Below are 19,741 nucleotides of genomic sequence, written 5' to 3' on the forward strand. Positions count from 1 at the left end.
TCCGAAGAGGTTGTCGTGCTCATAGTGATTTAGCTCAATCGACAAGCGTGCGGAGCGTCGCCCCTAGCAGCGATTTCGTCTCAGTCCCGTTTCCCCTCCTTTGCTCACTCTTAACTCTTCACTATCCAGTCTACTGAAGAAGTGTGAAAAAAATACGAACATTTCGTAGCACTCCAGTGACCTTTCTGCCAAAAAGTGACGCCGTTCACAGGGTCAGCAGCGGCACGGCCACCAGCGGGTCGGTGTCGTGGATGCGGAAGTCGTGGTCGACGCCGAAGTCGTGGGCCGCCATGGTCTCGGCGACGGTCATGTGGGCCAGCGACTTCATGTTGTTCTCCTGGCTCAGGTGGCCCAGGAAGATGTGCTTGGTGTCGTTGCCGACGACGTCCATCAAGGCGTGCGCTCCGTCCTCGTTGGACAGATGGCCCATATCGCTCATGATGCGCTGCTTCAGCGGCCAAGGATAGCTGCCTTCCCGCAGCATCTCCGTGTCGTGGTTGGCTTCGAAGAGATAGCAGGTGGCGTCCTTGATGACGCCCTCCACCCGTTCTGACACGTAGCCGGTGTCCGTAATGATCACGAAGGACTCGCCGCTGTGGTGGAACTCGTAGAACTGGGGGGCAATGGCGTCGTGGGAGACGCCGAAGCTGGTCACGTCCAGGTCGCCCAGGGAGAGGGTGGTGCCCATGGGCAGCAGGGCGCGCTGTCCGACCGGCACCTTGCCGATCTTCGGCAGCATCGCCTGCCAGGTCTCGGCGTTGGTGTACACCGTCATCTGGGGATAACGGCGAGCCAGGACACCCACTCCGCGGATGTGGTCGCTGTGCTCGTGGGTGACGAACAGGCTGTCCACGTCCTTGAGGGTGCGGCCGATGCTCTCCATCAGCAGCTCGATTTTCTTACCGGACAGCCCCGCATCCACCAGTACCTTATGCTGGGGTGTCTCGATGTAAGTCACGTTCCCCGTCGAACTGCTGGCGAGCGGACTGACCCGAAAATAATCCATACCTGGTAAATTACCCAAAATGCTCGCTCCTCATACGCATGATTTCTGCCCTAAGCTTACCATGATTCTGGCCCAGCGCCTATGTTACGAACTGCTGCTGGTGGTGGCACTGGTGGTGTCGCTGCTGGTACTCTTCAAGACGGCGCCGGTGAAGGCGTTGACCCGCTTGATGGTGACGACCTTGCTGTTGCGGTTCTCGACGCCGACGTACCAAACGGGGATGTAAATCGTGCTGCCCTTGGCGTCCAGCAGCCAGCCATACGCCAGCTTCTGCCAAAGAATGCGGGAGTTGGCCGGGATCTCACTGTACGTGTACAGCAGCATGACGGCTTCCTGGGCGCTCTTGGTCTGGTCCATTTCTTGCAGCTTCAGGAGCCGGTTGATGTAGGTCTGGGTATAACCGGTGACCCAGCCGTTGCGCACCTGGAAGACCAGCTGACCGTGACTGTCCATCAGCAGCTGGCCGTCCACCTTCTGGGCGTAGACCGCCCGGGTGGTGTCAGAAACTTCGGGGACGTACTGGTACTGGTCGGCGAAGAGCACGTTGCCGCTGGTCTTCATCCAATCGTGAATGACACTGGTCCGGTTCTTCGTGGTCACCCGGAAGGGATCGTTGAGCTTGCTGATGAGGGTCATCTGGGCAGCGTCCAGGGAGACGGTCTGGCCGATGAGCTTGTGGTAGTTCTGCTGGAGCGCACTGTTAGGCTGACTGGCCAGGTAATAGCCGCTGCCCCGCTTGGTGGACAGCTTATTGACACTGATATTATCCTCCTGCATCTCCCGTACGAAGCTGGTGGGCGTTGTACTGCTGGTGGTGCGGGAACTGACCGGCGTCAAGTTCGACTTGAAGGAGAAGAACAGGAAGATGTCCAAGGCGATGAACACGATGAGAAAGATGCCCTCGATTTTGCGGAAGTCCATTTATCTCACCCCCATGTTGTTGGCGTCGCTGGTGTCCGCACTGTTCAGCGGATCGTTGGCCTGGGCGGAACCGGCGGGTGCACCGGTGGTCTGACCGGTCTCGGACACCGTGTCCGGGTCGGTCTTCAGCCACGTGGCCAGCGACTGCCACTGGCCAGCGTAACGGACATAATACGTGGGCAAGAGATCGACGACCTGATCGGTTTCTTTATCCATCTGCCAGCGGTAGCCCAACTGGATGCGTTCGATGCGCTTTTGCTTGAAGCCGCGCTGAACCATCTGGGTGATGACCTGGTCGGTGGGCATAATCGTGGCCGCAGCCTGATCGGACGGGACCGGCACCTGCAGGTTGGAATTGGCAAAGCTGGCCTCGAGCAGGCCGGTGGAATCGCCCGGTGTGATCTGGACCGCCCCGCGGGTAGTCTGCTGGAAGACCGGGAAGCCCTCGACGTAGTTGCGGAACGAGACGGTATCGGTGTTGTCATCGTACCCGAAGTAACGGATATTGCGCAGCGGAATGCCGCTGCTCTTGAGCGTCTCGAAGCTGTTTTCCAGCTTGCGGGTCATGGATTTGGCTTCTTTTCGGCCATAGCTCTGGTAGGTGACCAGGTGACCGGTCTTGGGCACGATCAATTTCTGACTGCCGGACACGTACTGGGTGGCGTCGCCGGCGGACTTCGATTCAATGTTGCTGGTCTCGGCCTGACTCATCAGGTTGTTCACGAACTCGTTATCCGGTGTGTAAGAAACCAGGTAACTGTAAGGATTCATCGTGAAGGACTTGGTGAAGAACAGCTGGATAGCGTCATTCAGCACCACGTACTTGCACTGGGCGGTGAAGTCGGCGTCCCGCACCAGCCGGGTCAGCGCGGTGTATTCGCCCTTCATCGTGGCCGTGCGGACCATGCGGGTGCTGTCGTTGAGAAAAGCGACTTGCAGCTGATTACCCTTGGGCGTGAAGATCAGCCGGTCAAAGGCAAAATCCGTGTCGGCCAGTTTGCTGGACTGTTTGAACGTATCGGTAAAGAGCCGCCACGTGATGCGGTCGGGGTAGATCATCATGATGCTGTTCTTCTGATTCAGCCGGTCGGCGTAATCCTTGGCACTCAGCTTGCGGCCAGCGCCAACGGCGTTGAGATCCCCCTTGGCCAGGCGTTTTTGCAAGTTGGCCATGAGGTTGTTCTTCCGGTTATAGACGAGTTTCTCCGCGACATCGTCGTGGTAGACGACCCGAATCGGCAGATAGACGTCACCCAGACTCTGGACGGTACTATTCTGCACCGTGCTGGTGTTGTCGCCGACCACGTCTTGGCTCGGCTGATTGAAGAGCGTGTTGTGGGCCATGATCATGTAGGTCAGCACGAAGCTGATACCGACGGCGATGATCAGGGCGATCCGCAACGCAATACTAGACAGTCTCGTCATCCCAGTCACCTCCTGGATCATAGGCTTCGTACGGCAGAGAAATGTAGAAAGTGGACCCCTTTCCTTCGGTACTGTTCACCCAAATACGACCGCGGTGGGCCTCGACAATCTCCTTCGAAATCGCCAGCCCCAAACCGGTGCCGCCCTGCTGGCGGGAACGGGCCTTGTCCACCCGGTAGAAGCGGTCAAAGACCTTGGCCAAGTCCGCCCGGGGAATACCCAAGCCTTGGTCGGCAATGCTGATCAGCACATGCTCCCGGGAACGGAACAAACGCACGGTAATCGTGCCGCCATCCGGTGAATACTTGATGGCGTTGTTCATCAGGTTGTCGATGACCTGGGTCATCTTGTCGGTGTCGATCTCCTGCCAAATATCCTGGGACGTAAAGTCCCGCTTGATCACGTAATGCTTTTTCGGGGCACCGGATTCGGCGGCGTTTTCTTCATCGGAATGGATCATCATATCGAAGCGGTTGATGATGTAAGCCAAGAACTCATTCAGGTTGACGTACTCCAGATTCAGCTTGGCGGTGCCCCGGTCGATCCGGGAAAGGCTGAGCAGGTCGTTGATCATGCGAATCATCCGGTCGGTCTCATCCGCGGTGACCTTCAGGAACTTCGGCGCAATCTTCGGATCCTTCCAGGCCCCATCGTTCAATGCTTCAATGTAGCTGCGCAGGCTGGTGAGCGGGGTCCGCAATTCGTGGGACACGTTGGAGACGAACTGCTGCTGCTCGCGCTCGTTCTTTTCTTGCTCGGTTACGTCGTGGAGCACGCAGACCAGGCCGCTGATGAAGCCGGTCTCCCGCTGGATCAGGGAGAAATACGCGTGCAGGATCAGGTCTTTATCGCCCTTATCGGACATATCCAGGATGATCTCCTGCTGCTTCTCCAGCAAGTCGCGCAGTGTGTAGTCCTCGCTGATGCCAAGGACGTCCAGGATGGAGCGGCCAATGGTGTCTTCCTCCGACTTATCCAGATAATCCTGGGCGGTGTCGTTAATGATCACCACGTTGCCCCGGCGGTCAGTGGCCAGCACCCCGTCGGTCATATAGCTGAGGACAGAGTCCAAGCGCCGGCGCTCGGCTTCCGAGGCTTCCTGAGCTTCCTCCACCCGGACAGACAGGTTGTTGACGGCGACGGCCAGCTGGCCCAGCTCGTCGTTCCCGTAGATCCGCACTTGGCCGGAGTAATCGCCCCGGGCCATGCGGATGGCCTGCTTCTTCATGTCATCGATGGGCTTGGTTATTGCCCGGGAAATAAGAATGGCGATCACCGTACCCAGCACCCCGGCCGTTAATGACGCCGCCAGGAAGATCTGGACGATTTTTTGAATGCCGGCGAAGACATCCTCCATATTGGCGCGCACGTAAACGACCCCCACCGTGGCGTTGCTTTCAGCGGTGGGGTTAGAGAGAGGCGTGATGGCGATATAGAAGCTGCGATTGCGGGCATCGTAAGTGATTTTCTCCAGCTTGCGGTTCTGGTAGATACCGGTCTTGACCTCTGGTACAGTGGACCGATGACCGACGGCGTCTTGGTCGTTGACGTTACTGGTCCCGCGAATGACCCCGCGGTTGTCCACGACCTGAATTTCAGAAATGTTGTTGTTATTGACGTTGCCCAAAACGTCTTTGATCGTCTGGTTGGCCTGGGTGGCGTTCTTATCCACCAGGGCCGTCGATAGCTGGTTGGTCACATAGCCCTGGAGCTGAATCGAATCTTCAAAGGATTGAACATTTTGTTCTTCCAACTGGCCGACAAAATAAGCCCCGATTACTTCCAGTGTCACGATCAGCAGGAGGACGAAAACCAGGGCGATCTTAAAATGAATTGATTGAAATAACTTGATCCGTTTATTCATGCGCTCAGCGCCGCCTTAGCGGACATTACTCGTCGCCTGGCCGACGGAGAAAATAGCCGACCCCGCGGCGGGTGACCAGCCACTCCGGCTTGCTGGGATTGTCTTCGATTTTCTCCCGCAACCGGCGGACCGTGACGTCCACGGTGCGCACGTCGCCGAAGTAGTCGTAACCCCAGACCGTCTGCAGGAGATGTTCCCGGGTCATCACCTGACCCAGATGCTGGGCTAAGTAATAGAGGAGTTCGAACTCACGGTGGGTGAGCTCAATCTTTTCTCCCCGCTTCTTCGCAATATAGGCGTCCGGCAGGATCTGCAGGTCGCCCACGGTAATCTCTTGGGGACTGTCCGCGTCGGCTTCTTGGGCGGTGTTGGTGGCGTCCATCCGGCGCAAGTTGGCCTTCACCCGGGCAATCAGCTCCCGGTTGGAGAAAGGCTTGGTGACGTAGTCGTCGGCGCCCAGCTCCAGGCCCAAGACCTTATCGATCTCGGAGTCCTTCGCCGTCAGCATAATGATCGGTGTATCCCGGTCCTTGCGTACCTGGCGGGCAACTTCCAACCCATCGATCTTCGGCAGCATCAGGTCCAAGAGAATCAGGTCCGGCTCGTAACTTTTCACCTTCGCCAAGGCCTCTTCACCATCTGCGGCCGTGTCCACATCGTACCCTTCCTGGGTCAGGTTGAACTTGAGAATATCAGAAATCGGTTTTTCATCGTCTACTACGAGAATTTTTTTAGCCATGCGAAAACGTTACCCCCTAAAGGTATTCAGGTGCATGCAATGGTCACTGCTTCAATTATAACAATTTCCCCGTACATTACAAAAGGACAAGGGCGCTGGCGGGGCGCGCCTTTGGGGGGCAGGGGCGATTGGGAGCCGCGGATTAATAGAAACTGCGCTGGAACGAATAACACGTCTGTTGTTTTGACGGGACAGTAAGAGACCCGGGAAAGGGGGTGCTGAGATTTTTAGAAAAAAGGGTTGCGTTGGGGGCTTTTTACGTGCTATAGTATTTAAGTCGTTGAGAGCGACGAAGCATTTTTATGGGTGGCTAGCTCAGCTGGCAGAGCAACGGACTCTTAATCCGTGGGTCCAGGGTTCGATCCCCTGGCCACCCACTCAGGCAATACAAAAAAGCACCATACCGATTGCGTATCGATATGGTGCTTTTTTTGTATGTCTGCCAATTCACTTCGGTCATTCAGTAGTGCACGATGCAGCTGCTGATACGGCAGTCAGGTGCGTACACTCAATCCGTGAAAGCGGCGCTGCCGGCGCATATTTCCCGGGAAATATGCTGGCCAAAAGAGAATGCTTTAAATATCACAAGCCAGAACTGAGGCGGTATAATGATGGCAAATGAGCTGGAGGTGTTGCGCATGGTCAGTCAATTTCTGGCATACATCATCTATATCGGGCTGCCGCTCCTGCTGCTGGCCTATCCGTTCCTGAGCAAGCGGGTTACCACTGTTGCCGTCCTCAAGGCCGCCACGATTTTGCTCATGGCGGTGGGGGCCGCGGTGGTTTGTGCCATCGCCGGGCCTATGGTCGGTTTCTACAGTGCCGGCAGCGTGGCCTTGATTGCCCTGGGGGCCCTGGCCTGGGCGCTGCTGCAGCGGTTCCGCGTGGAGGCGGTCCTTTTTTCGTGCCGCTATTCAGGCCTGTTTCAAATAGGCTTTGATCGCCGTCATTTCCTCATCGGTGGGAATCTCCCGATTTTGGAGCAGCGCCTGGAGCCGCTCCAGGGACATCCCCACTGTCTTGGCGACGGTGGGCAGACTGGCCTGGGCTTGGTGCAGACCGGTTTGGAACTCAGCGAACGCGACCAGGTCGTCCAGGTCGCCGTCGCTTACGACTTTGCTGTCGTAATGCTTGTATTCGATGAAGTCCCGCAGTGAATCCTTCGACAATAGCGCCCCCAGGCCCATGGCAAAGGTGCGGATTTGGCGCATGATGAAATCCTTATCCTCGTTGTCCATCGCTCAGCCGCCTTTCTTCTTCTCTCTTATTGTACCAATCGATAATAATACTTGCGAACAAAAAGGGGCCTGCTATGCTGGAAGTGGTACCAAAAATAGTGGGGAAGATGAGCATCATGGCGTATGCACCAGGACAAATTGCATTACGGGAGGACCCGCTGGGCCGGGTCAACAAGAGCACCAAGGTGATTATTCAGGATGTCTTAGGACCGGACAAGTACGCGGTCATCCGTTACCGGAACCCGCTGGCGGCCCCGCTGCTGGCGACGGCGGACGAGCTGACGTTTGCCGGCGGCGACAACACCTATACCGCTGCCGTGATCTACCTGCTGAACGATCCGCTGCTGGATGATACCCTGGCCGCCTGGCAGGATGGGGATCAAGAAGTGTCAGCAGCGGCCCTGCCGCCGACGTGCATGCGGCTGTTAACGCTGCGGCCGCGTTTGCGCACGCGCATGACGCTGGCCACCGGCACGCTGGCCGTGCTGGCGTTGCTCTTCGCCTACTGCGTCTATTTCTACAGCCGCCTGAACGTGGTCAGTGTCACCTTCTCCCACGTCTCCCGGCTGCTCTTGGCGCTGGCCTTTCTCATACTGGCTGCGGTGCTGATCACGGCTCTGACCAAAGATCACGACCGGCTGATGCGGGTCAACGCCGTCGGCCACACCCTGTACAGCCGGCTGGCAGCCAGCGACCCCCACGACTACGTGGGCAATCCCTTCCGGGCCGTCTTTTCTCCCCTGGATGGCGACGAGATCAAGGCCTTGATCAAAAAGCTGCGGCTGGACCCGGACGCGCTGACCGATGCGGCGACGGCGGAAGAAAGGCGCACTGCCGACCGGTCCTTCTGGTCCCTGCTGGCCGACCGGCTGCTGGTGCTGCTCGTCTCTGCCGGCGGGGTGTTCGTCGCTGTGACGACCTTGTGGACGGTGGACCTGCGCCAGCTGCTGCTGATCCTGGCGGCCGCGGCGGTCATCGACATTCTGCCCACAGTGGCCACGGGCTTCTGGCTGGTGCGGTTCGCCTGGGCGGCGCGGCACCTTTCTTCCCCCAAAACGTTCTAACAGAATAGGAGTGCGGAGCATATGACAATCACATTGATTACCGGTGCCGATAAGGGCATCGGCTTCGAGACGGCGCGGGAATTAGGCCAGCAAGGGCAGCATATCTTGGTCGGTGCCCGGGACCGGACCCGCGGGCAGGCCGCCGTGGACCGCCTGCGGGCTGACGGCTGCACGGCGGACCTGGTGCTTCTGGATGTAACGAAGGACGACACGATCACCGCCGCCGCCGAGCAGATCAGCCGCGATTACGGCGCGCTGACTATTCTCATCAATAATGCCGGCGTGGCCTTCGACCGCCACCAGCCGGCCAGCACCATGCCGGTGAGCACCATGCGCCAGGACTTCGACGTGAACTTCTTCGGCCTGGTCGCCGTGACTCAGGCCATGATCCCGTTATTGAAGAAAGGCACCCCGGCTCGAATCATCAACGTCTCCAGCAACATGGGCTCGCTGACGCTGGCCAGCGACCCGACCAGCCGCTACTACGGCGTCAGTTCGCTGGGCTACCAAGCCTCGAAGGCGGCCGCCAACTTCGCCACCGTCTGCTTCAGCAAGGAACTGGCTGCGGCCGGCATCACGGTGAACGCCATTAATCCAGGATATACCGATACAGAATTCGGCGGCAGCCGCGGCGGGGAGCAAACCGTCGCCGAGGGGGCCGCTCAAATCGTCAAAGCGGCGACGGCTGCCAACTTTGGCACGGGCACCTTCACCGAAACGGCGGGCAAGCTGCCCTGGTAAGCCCGTTCTCGGCCTTACGCGGCGGCTTGGTGGCGCCGCCAGCGCAGCCACCCAATGGACGCTAAAACCATGCCGGCGAGAATAAAGAGGAGTGCAAAGTCGATGACTGTGCCCCGCTGCGTCCCCGCCCGGCTAGTCGTCGTCAGACTGACCGCAGCGACCACCGCCGTCAGCAGACTCATACTTAAGGAACCGGCATATTGCTGGGTCATGCTGAACAATGAATTCTGGTCCGCTTTTTGGCGGCCGTGCACCTGAACGCTGGCGTCGGTGATGGCCGTACTGAACCCGGCGTTGAAGCCGATTCGCACCAGACTGTACAGCACCACGATCAGCACCAGATCCAGCCGGCCGGCCAGCGCCCAGAACAGCGCCGTCCCGGCGACAATCAGGCACCCGCTGAGCATTAACGGCCCAGCGGGTCCTTTTTGGTCATAGACTTTCCCGGCCAGTGGGCTGGTGATCGTCCCCAGCAGCGACCCCGGCAGCAGCATCAGCCCGGCCGTCATCGCCGAGTACCCCAACACGGTCTGGGCGTAGATGGGGAGTAAGTAAGAAAGCCCAATATTGATGAACTGCAGGCCAAAATAAGTAAACAGCCGGAACCGCAAGACGGGCAGCCGCAAAATCGTGTAGTCGATCAGCCGCCGCCGACCCCGCTGGGCGTACACCGTCATCGCCAGGATGAGCACCGCGGCAGCGGCGAGGCTGAGCCAAAATTGGCGGCTCCCCCACCCGTGCAAGCCGGCTTCGTTCAACGCCCAAATCACGCTGGTGAGCACAACGGCTAATAGCGCCGCGCCGGGGCCGTCGAACCGGTGGCCGGCAGTCCCCGGGGCCGCGCCGTGGATACTGAAAAAGCCGCTCACCCCAACCACGGCGATGACCGGCAGTACGCCGATAAAAATCGCCCGCCAGGACCACAGACTGGTCAAGACCCCGCCGTAGGTCGGCCCCAACGCGGGGGCAAAGGAAATGATGACCGCGGCTAGACCGCTGTATAGCCCGAGCCGATCGCCCGGGATCCGAGTGAAGATCAGCTGGAACATCAGCGGCGTCGACAGGCCGGTGGCCACGGCCTGGGCCAGCCGGCCCAAGAACAGCACCGGAAAGCTGTGGGCGGCCAGGCACAACAGAGTCCCCCCGACACACAGGAGGGCCGCCGCCGTGAAAATCTGGTGCGGCGGGAACCGCTTGAGGACGTAAGCAGTGGTGCTCATGACGATGGTGACCAGCAGCAGGTAGCCGGTCGCCAGCCACTGGACGGTGGCCAGGCTGACGTGCAGTTCTCTAATGAGCGTAGGGAAGGTCACGTTCATCGCGGTCTCGATGAGGATGCCGATGAAGGAGAGCAGACCCACCGACACAATACTGATTTTGGTTTGGGTAGAAACGGTACGGGGTGTCACATTTTCACGCTTTCTCGTTGGTCCGGGCATAGACTTGGAGCACTTTCAGAAACGTCGCCGCGTCCTGGGGGCCCACCTGGTCGATTAGGCGGGCGATACGTTGCGTTCGAGCCGCGGTCAACGCAGCCAGATGGGCGGCCCCAGCGGCGGTCAGCTGGACCAGTGTACGGCGGTGGTCCGCCGGGTCTGGCGTACGCGTCACCCAGCCATGGGCCGCCAAGTCCTTGAGCAGCAAAGCCACCCGGGGGGTCGTCAGGCCCATGATCTGGCCGATCTCGCCGGCGCTGAGAACAGTGGCGTGCTGCTGCACCAGGGCCAATAAATAATCCCGCCGATGCAGGCGGGGGTCGTCATTTTGGGCAAAACGCAAAGTATCCAAAGTTTTCTGCAAGGCGGCGTTGATGTCCTGCGAATTCATGGGGTAATCTTCTTTCTGGTTAATATCTAATAGCCGTTAGCTATTATGCCACAAGAAAGGGCCGGTCGCAAAGCCGACTCTGGATTTTTTCCTTAATCCTCGCCATGTTGCTTCCCCCCACGACATGGTCCGCTTGGCGGTCCGATTCATTTTCCGGGATGTTTTTTTATACATTCCGGCAGAAGAATATTGCCCGGCCAAGGGCGGCCGATTCCGCGCACTTGACCAGTAAAAAACGGCACTTAGTGAAATCAGAGGCTTGGGCGGCAGCGTATCAATTTTCTTTCGCCGACTGTCATTTTCAGAAATTGTAAATGTTCGGTCTAGACCGTATTAGCATTAATAATACAGACGAAATACCTTTATTCGCACTGATTTTCAGTAATATCACAAACAGTCAGCCCCACCTTTTTGAAAATGGCCCACCAAAATTCCATCCTGTCCCAATTTCTTTACACCGGATTCCGGCCCTGCTACCTTTAAGCATGTGGGAAATGTCACGAGCCGAACACAGAAAGGAAGCGTCTTATGCCCACTACTCTCGTCACCGGCGGGGCCGGTTTTATTGGCTCCCACCTTGTCCAGCACTTGTTATTTAATGGCCACCGGGTGATCGTTTTAGACGATCTCTCCATGGGCCGGGCAGAGAATCTGCCCCGCTCGCCGCGCCTGCGTTTTGTGTATGGTTCCATCACCAACACCCCGTTGCTGGCCGCTCTGCTGACCAGCGAACGGCCGGATTATATTTATCACCTCGCAGCGATCGCCAGCGTGGCCCACTCAATCGCCGCCCCCGCGGCCTGCCACTTGGTTAATTATTCGGCCGTGGTGCACCTGCTGCAGCTCATTCGCGATGAGCAGCTGCCCCTGCGCAAGCTTGTGTTTGCCTCTTCGGCAGCCGTCTACGGCAGTGCCCCTGCGCTGCCGAAAACCGAAGACCTCCCCGTCTCTCCAGAATCCCCCTACGCCATCGATAAATATGCCAGCGAACGCATGGTGCTGGCCTTCGGCGCGCTCCACGACATTCCCACCGTGGCGGCCCGTTTCTTCAACGTTTACGGTCCCCGGCAAAATCCCCGGTCCCCATATTCCGGGGTCCTCTCCAAGCTGACCGCAGCCCTGCAGACTGGGCAGCCGTTCACCTGTCTGGGCGACGGCGAACAGACTCGGGACTTTGTCTACGTTGCCGATGTCGTGGCCGCCCTCGTCCGGCTCGGCGAGGATCCGGCCGTCACGAACGCCGTCTTCAACGTCGGCACCGGGCAGGCCAGCAGTTTGAACGACGTGATTCGCCTGCTGGAAACGATCAGCCGCCGCCGCCTGAGGCGGCGCCAAGCGGCCGCCCGCCCGGGGGACATCAAGCATTCCCGGGCCAGCAGCGACCGGCTGCAGGCCTTGGGCTGGCGGCCGCAGTATGCGCTGCCCGCCGGCCTCAGTGCCTACTGGACCGCGCTGGCCGCGACCCCATGAAGACCTTAAGGAGGCTGCTGTTTATGACGTTTTGTGCCAGTTTTCTCACCGCCGCCGGGTGCGGGGCGCCGTCCCCCCGCGCATTCAAAATCTATTACGGCGACGCCACCCCGGCGGCCGTCGCCGCCCTGCAGCATTATCCCCTGGTGATCATCGAACCGGGCGGCTGGCCGGCCAAGCAGGTTCAGCGGCTGCGGGCCGCCGGCGTCCAAGTCTTCGGGTACGTGAACGTGTTAGAAATGGCCCCGGAATACCGCCTGCCGCCCAGTGCCCAGCTGCGTCTCAAAGGCCGGCCGGTGGCCGTTCCCCAGTGGGGCACCACGTTGATGGATCTGCGCCAGCCGGCCGTCCAAGCAGCCCTGGCGGCAAAGATCCAGCGCATCGCTGCCCACCGCTACACCGGCGTCATGCTGGATACCGTGGGCGACATCGATGACTACCTGACCGGCCACCCCCGGGTGCAGACCGACCTGCGCCGCACCCTGGCCGATTGGCTCCAGCACCAGCAGCACCGCCACCCGAAACTAGCCTGGCTCCAGAACTGGGGCTTTCTCACCTACCAGCAAGCGACCCGGGGACTCGTGGACGGCATTCTCTGGGAAGACTTCAGCGCCCCGAAAATTGCGGCTGATGCCTGGTCCCAGCGCTGGCTGGACTACTTCGACCGCACGCAAACACCGGTCTACGTCGTCTGCCCGGACATTGCCAGCCTCTATTACGCTCAAGAATTGGGCTTGCACCACGCCCGCAACGCCGATGATCATTACGACCAACTCACTAAGGAGTGACCTACAATGCCCATCACCCAGCAAAAATCGCTTTGGCTGAAACTGCTGGAGCCCCTCGCCGCCGTTACCGCCTTGACGGCCCTGCTAGCCTTGACTGCCTTCGTCCCCGCCGCCTTCGAACCAACCTTGGGCCTGGTGGTGACCGCGCTCTTCGCCGCCTACTACGGCCTCGGCGTTGGTCTCTATACCGCCGCCCTGGTCCTCATCGCCCAGTGCGTGCTCCACGGTCCCCTGCGCGGCGGCGATATTCTCAGCCAGCTGTGGACCATGCCCCAGCTCTTGGCCTGGAGCACCATGTTTCTTCTCGCCATCCTGCTGGGCAACCTCACGACGGCCCGGCGGGAGCGCTACGACGATCTCGCCTTTGCCAACCAGGAACTGCACGCCGCCCAAGCGGAGCTGGACCATACGCTAACGGTGGTCACCGCCAGCAAGGACGCGCTCAAGGAGAAGCTGTTGGCCACGGACAACCAGACCAGCGTCCTCTTCGACATCTTCCGCGTCGTCGACCGGGTTGCCCCTGAATTCGTCCCGGCGACGGTCGTGCGGATGTTAGAAAAGCACCTCGGTGCCCGCCAAGTGGCCATCTATGAATATCGCAGCGATGGCCTCAGTGTGGTGGCCGCCAGCAAGCACGGCGTCCGCGATATCCCGCTGATGCAGTGCCCGCCCGTGATCCGCCAAGCGTTCAGCGCGGACAGCCCGGTCTTTCGCGGCCCGGCTGACCCGCTGGACGCCCCCACCCTGGTCAGTGCCGTCCACGTCGAGGGCCAGCTGGCCTATCTGATCACCGTGGATGACGTGGTTTTCGATCAGCTGACGACCCAAAACTACATCCTCTTCAGCTGGTTCACCCGCATCCTGGGCACCCGCATGGAGACTGCCCAGCTCTGGGAAGCCGGCTATCCCACCCCAGTGGATGACGCCGTCGCCGCTTTAGTCGTCAATGGAAAGTGAGGAAGCCCCATGATATTGATCCTGCTCTGCTGTGCCGGCTACCTGCTGGCCGCCTGGCTGCTGCTCTATGTGATCCGCCCGGCCCCCGGGCGCCATCTCGGGCTGCTGGCCAGTCTGCTCTTTCCGCCCCTGGGCCTGGTCTGGGCGCTCTGGCAGCGCCTGCGTTATACACCGGTGACCGCCGTCCCCTGGCTGGCCGAACACCGGGAAGCCATTTTTGAACCCGTGGCCAACCACAGTGAAGTCCGCCGCCAGGCCCGGGCCGACGCCCAAGCCGAGGCCCTCGCCCCCGAATTAGCGGTACCGCGGCCGGGCGGTCACCAGCATGTGATCGTGGCCTTGAACCAGCACCGCCTGCCCCACAGCGGCCGGCTGCTGGCGCAAGCCCTGGCGTCGCCCCACACGGATACCGTGCACTACGCCGCCACCACCTGGCTGGCCCAGCGCCAAGTGTTGCAGGCGGCCGTGCACGACGCCGCGGCAGCCTACACCGCTGGTCCGGCCGTCCGGACAGGTCAGGTCTGGCTCAACGCCTATGCCGCCCTATTGGCCAGCGACCTGCTCAACACCCACGAACAGACCCGCCTCCGTCAAGAGGAACAGGCCGCGAGTGCCCAGGTGCTGCAGGACTTTCCCCAGCATGCCGAGTTCTGGCTGACGGCGATCCACAACGCCCTGACCCAGGGTGACTATCCCCGGGCCGACCGGCTCCTGACCGCCGCCGAACAGCACGGCCACCGCGGCGGCCGCTTTCGCTTTGCCCGGCTGGAACGGGCTTACCGGGCTCAGCAATGGCCGGCAGTCCACGCCCAGCTGGCGCGATTCACCAGCCGGGACCAAGCGGCCCTGTTGCCTGCCGAACACACTGCCCTCGCGATGATTGGAGGTCATCCTGTTGAAGTTCACTAATTATTGGCTGCCCGCGGTGATTGCCGGGGTGGCGGCCCTGCTCCTCGGCGGCATCGTCCTGCTGCGCAGCGACACCCTCCACCACCGGGTCTTTCCCGTGCAAGCCAGCCAGACCGGCACGACACTGCGGACCACGGCGGCGGCCCCGACGCTTCAGGAAGAAAACCGCCTGATCTTCGTCCAGTCCGCCGATCCGGATGAACAAGCCTTGATCCAGTCCACCAGCCAAGCTCTGCGCTACGCCAAGGTGCCCTATGCGACCATCGACCCGGACCGGCTGGCCAGCGTAACGGCGGGCGAACGCACCGTACTGCTGGTGGCGGCCACCGACTTGACCCCGCTGGCCGGGTCCCTGCAGACCTATATCGCCCAGGGCGGCCGAGTCGTTTTCTTGCAGCGGACAGCGGAGCGGCCCGCCTTTCTTAACCGCATCCTAGGCGTCAAAGCCAGCGGGCCAGACCGCCGGGCGACGGGGCTGGTCTTCAATCAGACACTGTTCCCCGGTTATCCCGACATAGCGCAAGACGATTCGGACGCCTTCACCCACGAGAGTGCCGGGCTGCAATTAACCCGCGGGACCAAGGTCCTGCTCAGCAGCCAAGAGAAAGTCCCCCTGCTCATTGAAGCCGCCAACGGCCGGGTGCAGTATTGGAATACCCACTTTCTCCACGACAAACTGGCCCGGGGGCTCTTCTTACACAGCGTCGGCCGGCTGCTGCCGCAGTTCGTCACCGCTCAAGCCGGGGTGCAGGTGATGCATATCGACGACTTCCCCGCACCGGTCCCCCACCAGACGACCACGGTGGCGGACGCTAGCGGCACGCCGATGAGTATCCGCACGTTCTATGAGGAACACTGGTGGCCGGACATGGTGCGCATTGCCAGAAAATACAATCTAAAATACACTGGGGCTTTGATCGGCACGTATACCAATGACACTGCCGGCCGCACCATTGACCTGTACCAGACGATGCGCAAGACGGGCCAGAAATTCACTCGGGCCATGCATCATCTGGGCGGTGAACTGAGCCTGCACGGTTATAACCACCAGCCGCTCTTACTGGCCAGCGACCCGGCGGACGTCACTCTCAAATACCGGCCCTGGCCCAGCGCTGCCGCAATGCAGCCGGGACTGGCGGCGGTGGGCCGGTTGGCCAAGACCCTGGCGCCTAACGACACCCTGACCACCTATGTGCCGCCGTCCAACCTGCTCAGCAGCACCGGCGTGACCGCCGTGCGTACAGCCTTCCCCCGCCTGGACACGATCGCGGCGCTGTATTACGGCGATACCACCGACAGCCGCTACGTCACAGAGTACGGACCTAATGCGACCGCCCCGAACCTGCTCAACTTCCCGCGCAGCGCCTCGGGCTACCTGCTTGCACCCATGACCCAGTACCACATTGCCGAAGTAGCCAGCACACTGGGCGTCGTCTCCCACTTCATCCACCCCGATGACGTCTTCGATGAAGCCCGCAACAGCGGTCAGAACTGGGCCGACCTGGCCCGGGGATACGAAAAAATGGCGGCCCACATTGCCCGCACTTACCCCCAAATCACCCCGCTGACCCAGCACAGTGCCAGCGCCGCCCTGCGCCAGTATCTTCAGGGCCGCCTAGACGTACGTTACGGCCGCAATCGGATCCAGCTGCTCAGCCGGGATCTGCCCCACCTGAGCAGTGCCGTTGTCCGGCTGACCCCGGGCCAGACCCTGCGCCGCTCGCCAGCGGCCCACATCACGCGGCTGGCTGCCGGTCTCTACAGCGTCCAACCCCGGCAGGCCAATGTTACCCTCACGATTGAAAGAGGTGTCTCCCAATGAAGATCGCCATGATCGCCGAAGGCTGCTACCCCTACGTCACCGGCGGGGTCGCCAGCTGGATCCACCAACTGATGGCGGCCATTCCCGCCCACGATTTCACCGTCCTAGCCGTCACGGCGGACGACACGCCGCCAGCGAGCCGGTTTCCGCCCCTGGCGAACCTCTCTGCGGTGGTAAATTTCTCCCTGACGTGCCGGTCTGTCCAGAAACGGCCGGTGCGGCTGCAAGCGGCCGACCGGGACTTGATCAGCCAGTGGCTGACCTTCACCGACCCTGTGCCGGCAGCCCTTGATTTATTCGCCGACCCGACCCGGCTGGGGGATGCCGATACGTTCCTGGCCAGTCCGGTATTCTATGATCTGATCACCGCCCGCTATCAAGCCGACCGGCAAAGCGTGGATTTCTTAGCGTATTACTGGTCCTGGCGGAACCTGCTGACACCGGTCCTGCACCTGCTGCAGCAGCCCCTGCCCGACCGCTACGATACGGTTCACGCCACGGCCACGGGGTACGGCGGCCTGCTCGCCGCCCGGGTCAAACGGGCCACCGGCGCGCGGATGATCATCACCGAACACGGCATCTACGCCCGGGAGCGGGAGGAAGACATTCTCCAAGCCGACTGGCTCGGGGCAGCCTTCAAGCCCCAGTGAATCGCCTTCTTCCATTACCTGGCCCGCACCGCTTACGCCTGTGCCGATGAGGTGGTGACCCTTTCCGCCCGCAACCAGCAGCACCAGTTGGCGGCGGGGGCCGCCCCCGACCGGCTGGCCGTCATTCCCAACGGCGTGGCTGGCGCGGACTATGCGGCACTGCCCCGCCACCGCTTTTCTCCCCAAGCACTGCAGATTGGGGCGATCGTCCGGCTGACGCCGATCAAGGACATCGTCACCTTGATCCACGCCTGCGACTATCTGCGGCAGGCTGGCGTGCCGTTCCATTGCACCGTGATGGGGCCGGCGGACGAGGACCCGGCCTATGCCCGCCGTTGCCGGGAGCTGATTGCCGCCCTGGACTTGGCCGAACACATCACGCTGACCGGCAAGGTGGCCGTGGCCGATTACCTGCCCCGCCTGGACGTGCTGGTGCTGACCAGTATCTCCGAGAGCCAGCCCCTGGCGATGCTCGAAGGGATGGCCGCCGGCATTCCCTGGGTGACCACCAATGTTGGCGACTGTCAGGAACTGCTCACCGGTCCTGGCGACGATGACGGTCGCGCCGGCTTCGTCGTCCGGCCCATCGCACCGGACCAGATTGCCGACAAGTTGGCCTGGTTCTACCGCCATCCAGACGCCCTGGCGACGATGGGTGCCGCCGGGGCGCGCCGCGTTCTGGCCCGCTACCAGCTGACCCACATGGTCGCCGCTTATACCGCCCTGTATGCGTCAGCATAAGACAGAAAGAAAAGGAGGAATCATCATGGCCGGAGTTACGACTCGCCTGCGCCGTTTATTTACCCCTGAGTTCCTCAGCCGGCGGGTACTCGCCTATGGCTACGCCCTGCTCGCCAGTGCCGGCAGCTGGCTGGCCGTCTTAGCCAGTATGCTGCTCATCCGCACCTGGCTGCTGCACAACGCCTGGATCACGGTGGCCAACGCCGACGCTTTCAGCATTGGCACCGCCTACTGCTTTATCTTTGGCCAGCTGCTGTTCTCCCCCGGCCAGTTCGTCATCGCCCGCTTCGTCGCCGACGAGCTCTACGCCCAGCGCGCCGACCGGCTCTTGCCGGGGGCCTGCGGCTGGCTGACGGTCCAAGCCGGAGCCAGCAGCCTGTTGTGGGCCGGCTACATGCTCCTACAGCGCCCGCCGCTGGCGCTGGGCCTGGTCCTGGGGGCCGGGCTGCTGGCCGCCAACGCCCTGTTCACCCTGCAGTTGCTCGTTCAACAGACCGGCAAGCGCAACACGGGTATCTGGTGGCTGGCCGGCGGCTGCGGTTTGGCCGTGCTCGCCGCCGGTATCTGTGCCAGCCAGCACTGGTGGCTGCCGGGCACCCACGGTGTCACGGTCACGCTGCTGGGGATCATGGTGACCGGCCTGGTCATCGCCGACCTGGGCACGCTCAGTACCCTCCTGCACCACTTACCCCTAGGTCGGCGGATGGATTGGTGGGCGTGGCGGGAACACTTCCGCCGCCACCCCGCCCTGGCCGCCGGCGGTCTGGGCTATGCCCTGGGCCTGTGGGGCAGCAACATCCTCTACTGGGCAACGGCCGGGACCGTCGTGAGCGGCGCCTTTTGGACCAACCGCATTTACGACACCAGCACCTTCTGGGCTTACCTGATCATCGCGCCCATCTACCCGTTACTGTTCCTCGCCGTCCAGACCCGGTTCTACCCGTATTACCGCAAGGTACTGAGCCAAGTGAACAACGGCGGCCGCCTGGGCACCATCACCCGCAGCCAGGACCGGCTGCACCGGGTGCTGCGGGCCGAGATCGGCCACATCTTCCGCACCCAGGCGATGCTCACCGTCGCGGTACTGCTGGTTCTCTGGGTGGTGACTGCGGCGGACCCGCTGTTCTCACTGGAAACGTCGATTCTGGAGGTCACGATCGTTGGCGCCTGCTTGAATAGTTTCGTCCTGGTGGCACTGCTGATGCAGTTGTACTTAGACGACCGGCGGGGCGCGGCGCTCACGGGCATCGTCTTTGGTGCCGCCACGCTGCTCGCCACGGCCTTGCTCAGTCCGCTGGGGCTGCCCTACTACGGCTTCGGCTTGGTCGCCGGTGCGCTCTGCGGCATCACCGTCGGCCTGCCCCGCTTGTTCTGGTACAGCGAGCGCTTCGCCCAGCGGCTCTTCTTGGCGCCGGGACTGGGGTAGTGGGAAGAAAGGCGACTGGCTGGCGTTGGCCCGGGTGACTCCGGGCTCCGCAGATTGGGGACTGGAATGCTGTGGGCACGTGACAAAACATGCCCTGGCGCCGTGCCAAAGCTCCGCAAGCTCCGGCAAAACGGGCTGGAACGTGGTGGGCAC

Annotated in this window: 16 protein-coding genes, 1 tRNA gene and 1 pseudogene; 10 read left to right on the top strand and 8 right to left on the bottom strand. The window is 61.3% G+C overall.

The window, feature by feature from the left end; genetic code table 11:
* Positions 1-205: 205 nt before the first annotated feature.
* From L248_RS03750 to yycF, 5 genes are all read right to left on the bottom strand, one after another.
* On the bottom strand, positions 206-1,006 hold the full coding sequence (locus L248_RS03750) for an MBL fold metallo-hydrolase (RefSeq protein WP_022528742.1): 801 nt from the start codon (positions 1,004-1,006) through the stop codon (positions 206-208).
* Between the two features lie 84 nt (positions 1,007-1,090).
* Positions 1,091-1,927, bottom strand: coding sequence for a two-component system regulatory protein YycI (locus L248_RS03755; RefSeq protein WP_022528743.1), 837 nt, complete (start codon positions 1,925-1,927; stop codon positions 1,091-1,093).
* Positions 1,928-3,352, bottom strand: coding sequence for a YycH family regulatory protein (locus L248_RS03760; RefSeq protein WP_040534715.1), 1,425 nt, complete (start codon positions 3,350-3,352; stop codon positions 1,928-1,930).
* The gene (walK, locus tag L248_RS03765; RefSeq protein ID WP_022528745.1) at positions 3,336-5,216 is read right to left on the bottom strand and encodes a cell wall metabolism sensor histidine kinase WalK; all 1,881 of its coding nucleotides are present in this window, start codon (positions 5,214-5,216) and stop codon (positions 3,336-3,338) included. Before walK ends, L248_RS03760 begins: the two co-directional genes overlap by 17 nt.
* A 25-nt stretch (positions 5,217-5,241) precedes the next feature.
* Positions 5,242-5,955, bottom strand: a complete 714-nt coding sequence (gene yycF / locus L248_RS03770; RefSeq protein WP_022528746.1) for a response regulator YycF — start codon at positions 5,953-5,955, stop codon at positions 5,242-5,244.
* Positions 5,956-6,259: 304 nt separating this feature from the next.
* Here yycF and L248_RS03775 point away from each other — a divergent pair.
* Positions 6,260-6,332: transfer RNA gene (locus tag L248_RS03775), tRNA-Lys, on the top strand.
* 537 nt (positions 6,333-6,869) lie between these two features.
* Here the strand turns inward: L248_RS03775 and L248_RS15745 are convergent.
* The gene (locus L248_RS15745; protein WP_155828557.1) at positions 6,870-7,193 is read right to left on the bottom strand and encodes a hypothetical protein; all 324 of its coding nucleotides are present in this window, start codon (positions 7,191-7,193) and stop codon (positions 6,870-6,872) included.
* 116 nt (positions 7,194-7,309) lie between these two features.
* Between L248_RS15745 and L248_RS03785 the strand changes: the two genes are divergently transcribed.
* Together L248_RS03785 and L248_RS03790 are read left to right on the top strand one after the other, a co-directional pair.
* On the top strand, positions 7,310-8,257 hold the full coding sequence (locus L248_RS03785) for a hypothetical protein (RefSeq protein WP_196811985.1): 948 nt from the start codon (positions 7,310-7,312) through the stop codon (positions 8,255-8,257).
* Positions 8,258-8,278: 21 nt separating this feature from the next.
* A complete protein-coding gene (locus L248_RS03790; protein WP_022528750.1) occupies positions 8,279-8,998 on the top strand; it encodes an SDR family NAD(P)-dependent oxidoreductase in 720 nt (239 codons plus the stop codon).
* A gap of 14 nt (positions 8,999-9,012) precedes the next feature.
* On the opposite strand, the gene L248_RS03795 is transcribed toward L248_RS03790, so the two are convergent.
* Positions 9,013-10,407 (bottom strand): MFS transporter, encoded by a 1,395-nt coding sequence (locus L248_RS03795; protein ID WP_022528751.1) that lies wholly within the window; start codon positions 10,405-10,407, stop codon positions 9,013-9,015.
* 4 nt (positions 10,408-10,411) lie between these two features.
* Positions 10,412-10,825 carry a MarR family winged helix-turn-helix transcriptional regulator gene (locus L248_RS15045; protein ID WP_022528752.1) on the bottom strand — a complete coding sequence of 138 codons (414 nt, stop codon included), beginning with the start codon at positions 10,823-10,825 and terminating at the stop codon, positions 10,412-10,414.
* Between the two features lie 528 nt (positions 10,826-11,353).
* On the opposite strand from L248_RS15045, the gene L248_RS03805 reads away from it, so the two are divergent.
* The 7 genes and pseudogenes from L248_RS03805 (at position 11,354) to pelG (ending at position 19,588) form a co-directional block, all read left to right on the top strand.
* Positions 11,354-12,295, top strand: coding sequence for an NAD-dependent epimerase/dehydratase family protein (locus L248_RS03805; RefSeq protein ID WP_022528754.1), 942 nt, complete (start codon positions 11,354-11,356; stop codon positions 12,293-12,295).
* A 23-nt stretch (positions 12,296-12,318) separates the two neighbouring features.
* Entirely contained in the window at positions 12,319-13,083 is a 765-nt protein-coding gene (locus tag L248_RS03810) for an endo alpha-1,4 polygalactosaminidase (RefSeq protein ID WP_040534719.1), read from the top strand.
* 6 nt (positions 13,084-13,089) lie between these two features.
* Positions 13,090-14,040 carry a hypothetical protein gene (locus L248_RS03815; RefSeq protein WP_022528756.1) on the top strand — a complete coding sequence of 317 codons (951 nt, stop codon included), beginning with the start codon at positions 13,090-13,092 and terminating at the stop codon, positions 14,038-14,040.
* A 9-nt stretch (positions 14,041-14,049) separates the two neighbouring features.
* Complete coding sequence (locus L248_RS15750; RefSeq protein ID WP_022528757.1) at positions 14,050-14,949, top strand: hypothetical protein; 900 nt, start codon at positions 14,050-14,052, stop codon at positions 14,947-14,949.
* A complete protein-coding gene (locus L248_RS03825) occupies positions 14,936-16,771 on the top strand; it encodes a DUF2194 domain-containing protein (RefSeq protein ID WP_040534721.1) in 1,836 nt (611 codons plus the stop codon). The genes L248_RS15750 and L248_RS03825 overlap by 14 nt, the downstream gene beginning before the upstream one ends.
* Before the next feature lie 8 nt (positions 16,772-16,779).
* A pseudogene (gene pelF, locus L248_RS16475) lies at positions 16,780-18,162 on the top strand (GT4 family glycosyltransferase PelF).
* Positions 18,163-18,187: 25 nt separating this feature from the next.
* Complete coding sequence (gene pelG / locus L248_RS03835; RefSeq protein WP_040534722.1) at positions 18,188-19,588, top strand: exopolysaccharide Pel transporter PelG; 1,401 nt, start codon at positions 18,188-18,190, stop codon at positions 19,586-19,588.
* Positions 19,589-19,741 lie beyond the last annotated feature (153 nt).

Source organism: Schleiferilactobacillus shenzhenensis LY-73 (assembly GCF_000469325.1).
GTDB lineage: Bacteria > Bacillota > Bacilli > Lactobacillales > Lactobacillaceae > Schleiferilactobacillus > Schleiferilactobacillus shenzhenensis.

Coding starts and splice junctions, on each gene's coding strand:
- L248_RS03750 (WP_022528742.1), bottom strand. CDS start 1,006: ATGGATTATTTTCGGGTCAGTCCGCTCGCCAGCAGTTCGACGGGGAAC.
- L248_RS03755 (WP_022528743.1), bottom strand. CDS start 1,927: ATGGACTTCCGCAAAATCGAGGGCATCTTTCTCATCGTGTTCATCGCC.
- L248_RS03760 (WP_040534715.1), bottom strand. CDS start 3,352: ATGACGAGACTGTCTAGTATTGCGTTGCGGATCGCCCTGATCATCGCC.
- walK (WP_022528745.1), bottom strand. CDS start 5,216: ATGAATAAACGGATCAAGTTATTTCAATCAATTCATTTTAAGATCGCC.
- yycF (WP_022528746.1), bottom strand. CDS start 5,955: ATGGCTAAAAAAATTCTCGTAGTAGACGATGAAAAACCGATTTCTGAT.
- L248_RS15745 (WP_155828557.1), bottom strand. CDS start 7,193: ATGGACAACGAGGATAAGGATTTCATCATGCGCCAAATCCGCACCTTT.
- L248_RS03785 (WP_196811985.1), top strand. CDS start 7,310: ATGGCGTATGCACCAGGACAAATTGCATTACGGGAGGACCCGCTGGGC.
- L248_RS03790 (WP_022528750.1), top strand. CDS start 8,279: ATGACAATCACATTGATTACCGGTGCCGATAAGGGCATCGGCTTCGAG.
- L248_RS15045 (WP_022528752.1), bottom strand. CDS start 10,825: ATGAATTCGCAGGACATCAACGCCGCCTTGCAGAAAACTTTGGATACT.
- L248_RS03805 (WP_022528754.1), top strand. CDS start 11,354: ATGCCCACTACTCTCGTCACCGGCGGGGCCGGTTTTATTGGCTCCCAC.
- L248_RS03810 (WP_040534719.1), top strand. CDS start 12,319: ATGACGTTTTGTGCCAGTTTTCTCACCGCCGCCGGGTGCGGGGCGCCG.
- L248_RS03815 (WP_022528756.1), top strand. CDS start 13,090: ATGCCCATCACCCAGCAAAAATCGCTTTGGCTGAAACTGCTGGAGCCC.
- L248_RS15750 (WP_022528757.1), top strand. CDS start 14,050: ATGATATTGATCCTGCTCTGCTGTGCCGGCTACCTGCTGGCCGCCTGG.
- pelG (WP_040534722.1), top strand. CDS start 18,188: ATGGCCGGAGTTACGACTCGCCTGCGCCGTTTATTTACCCCTGAGTTC.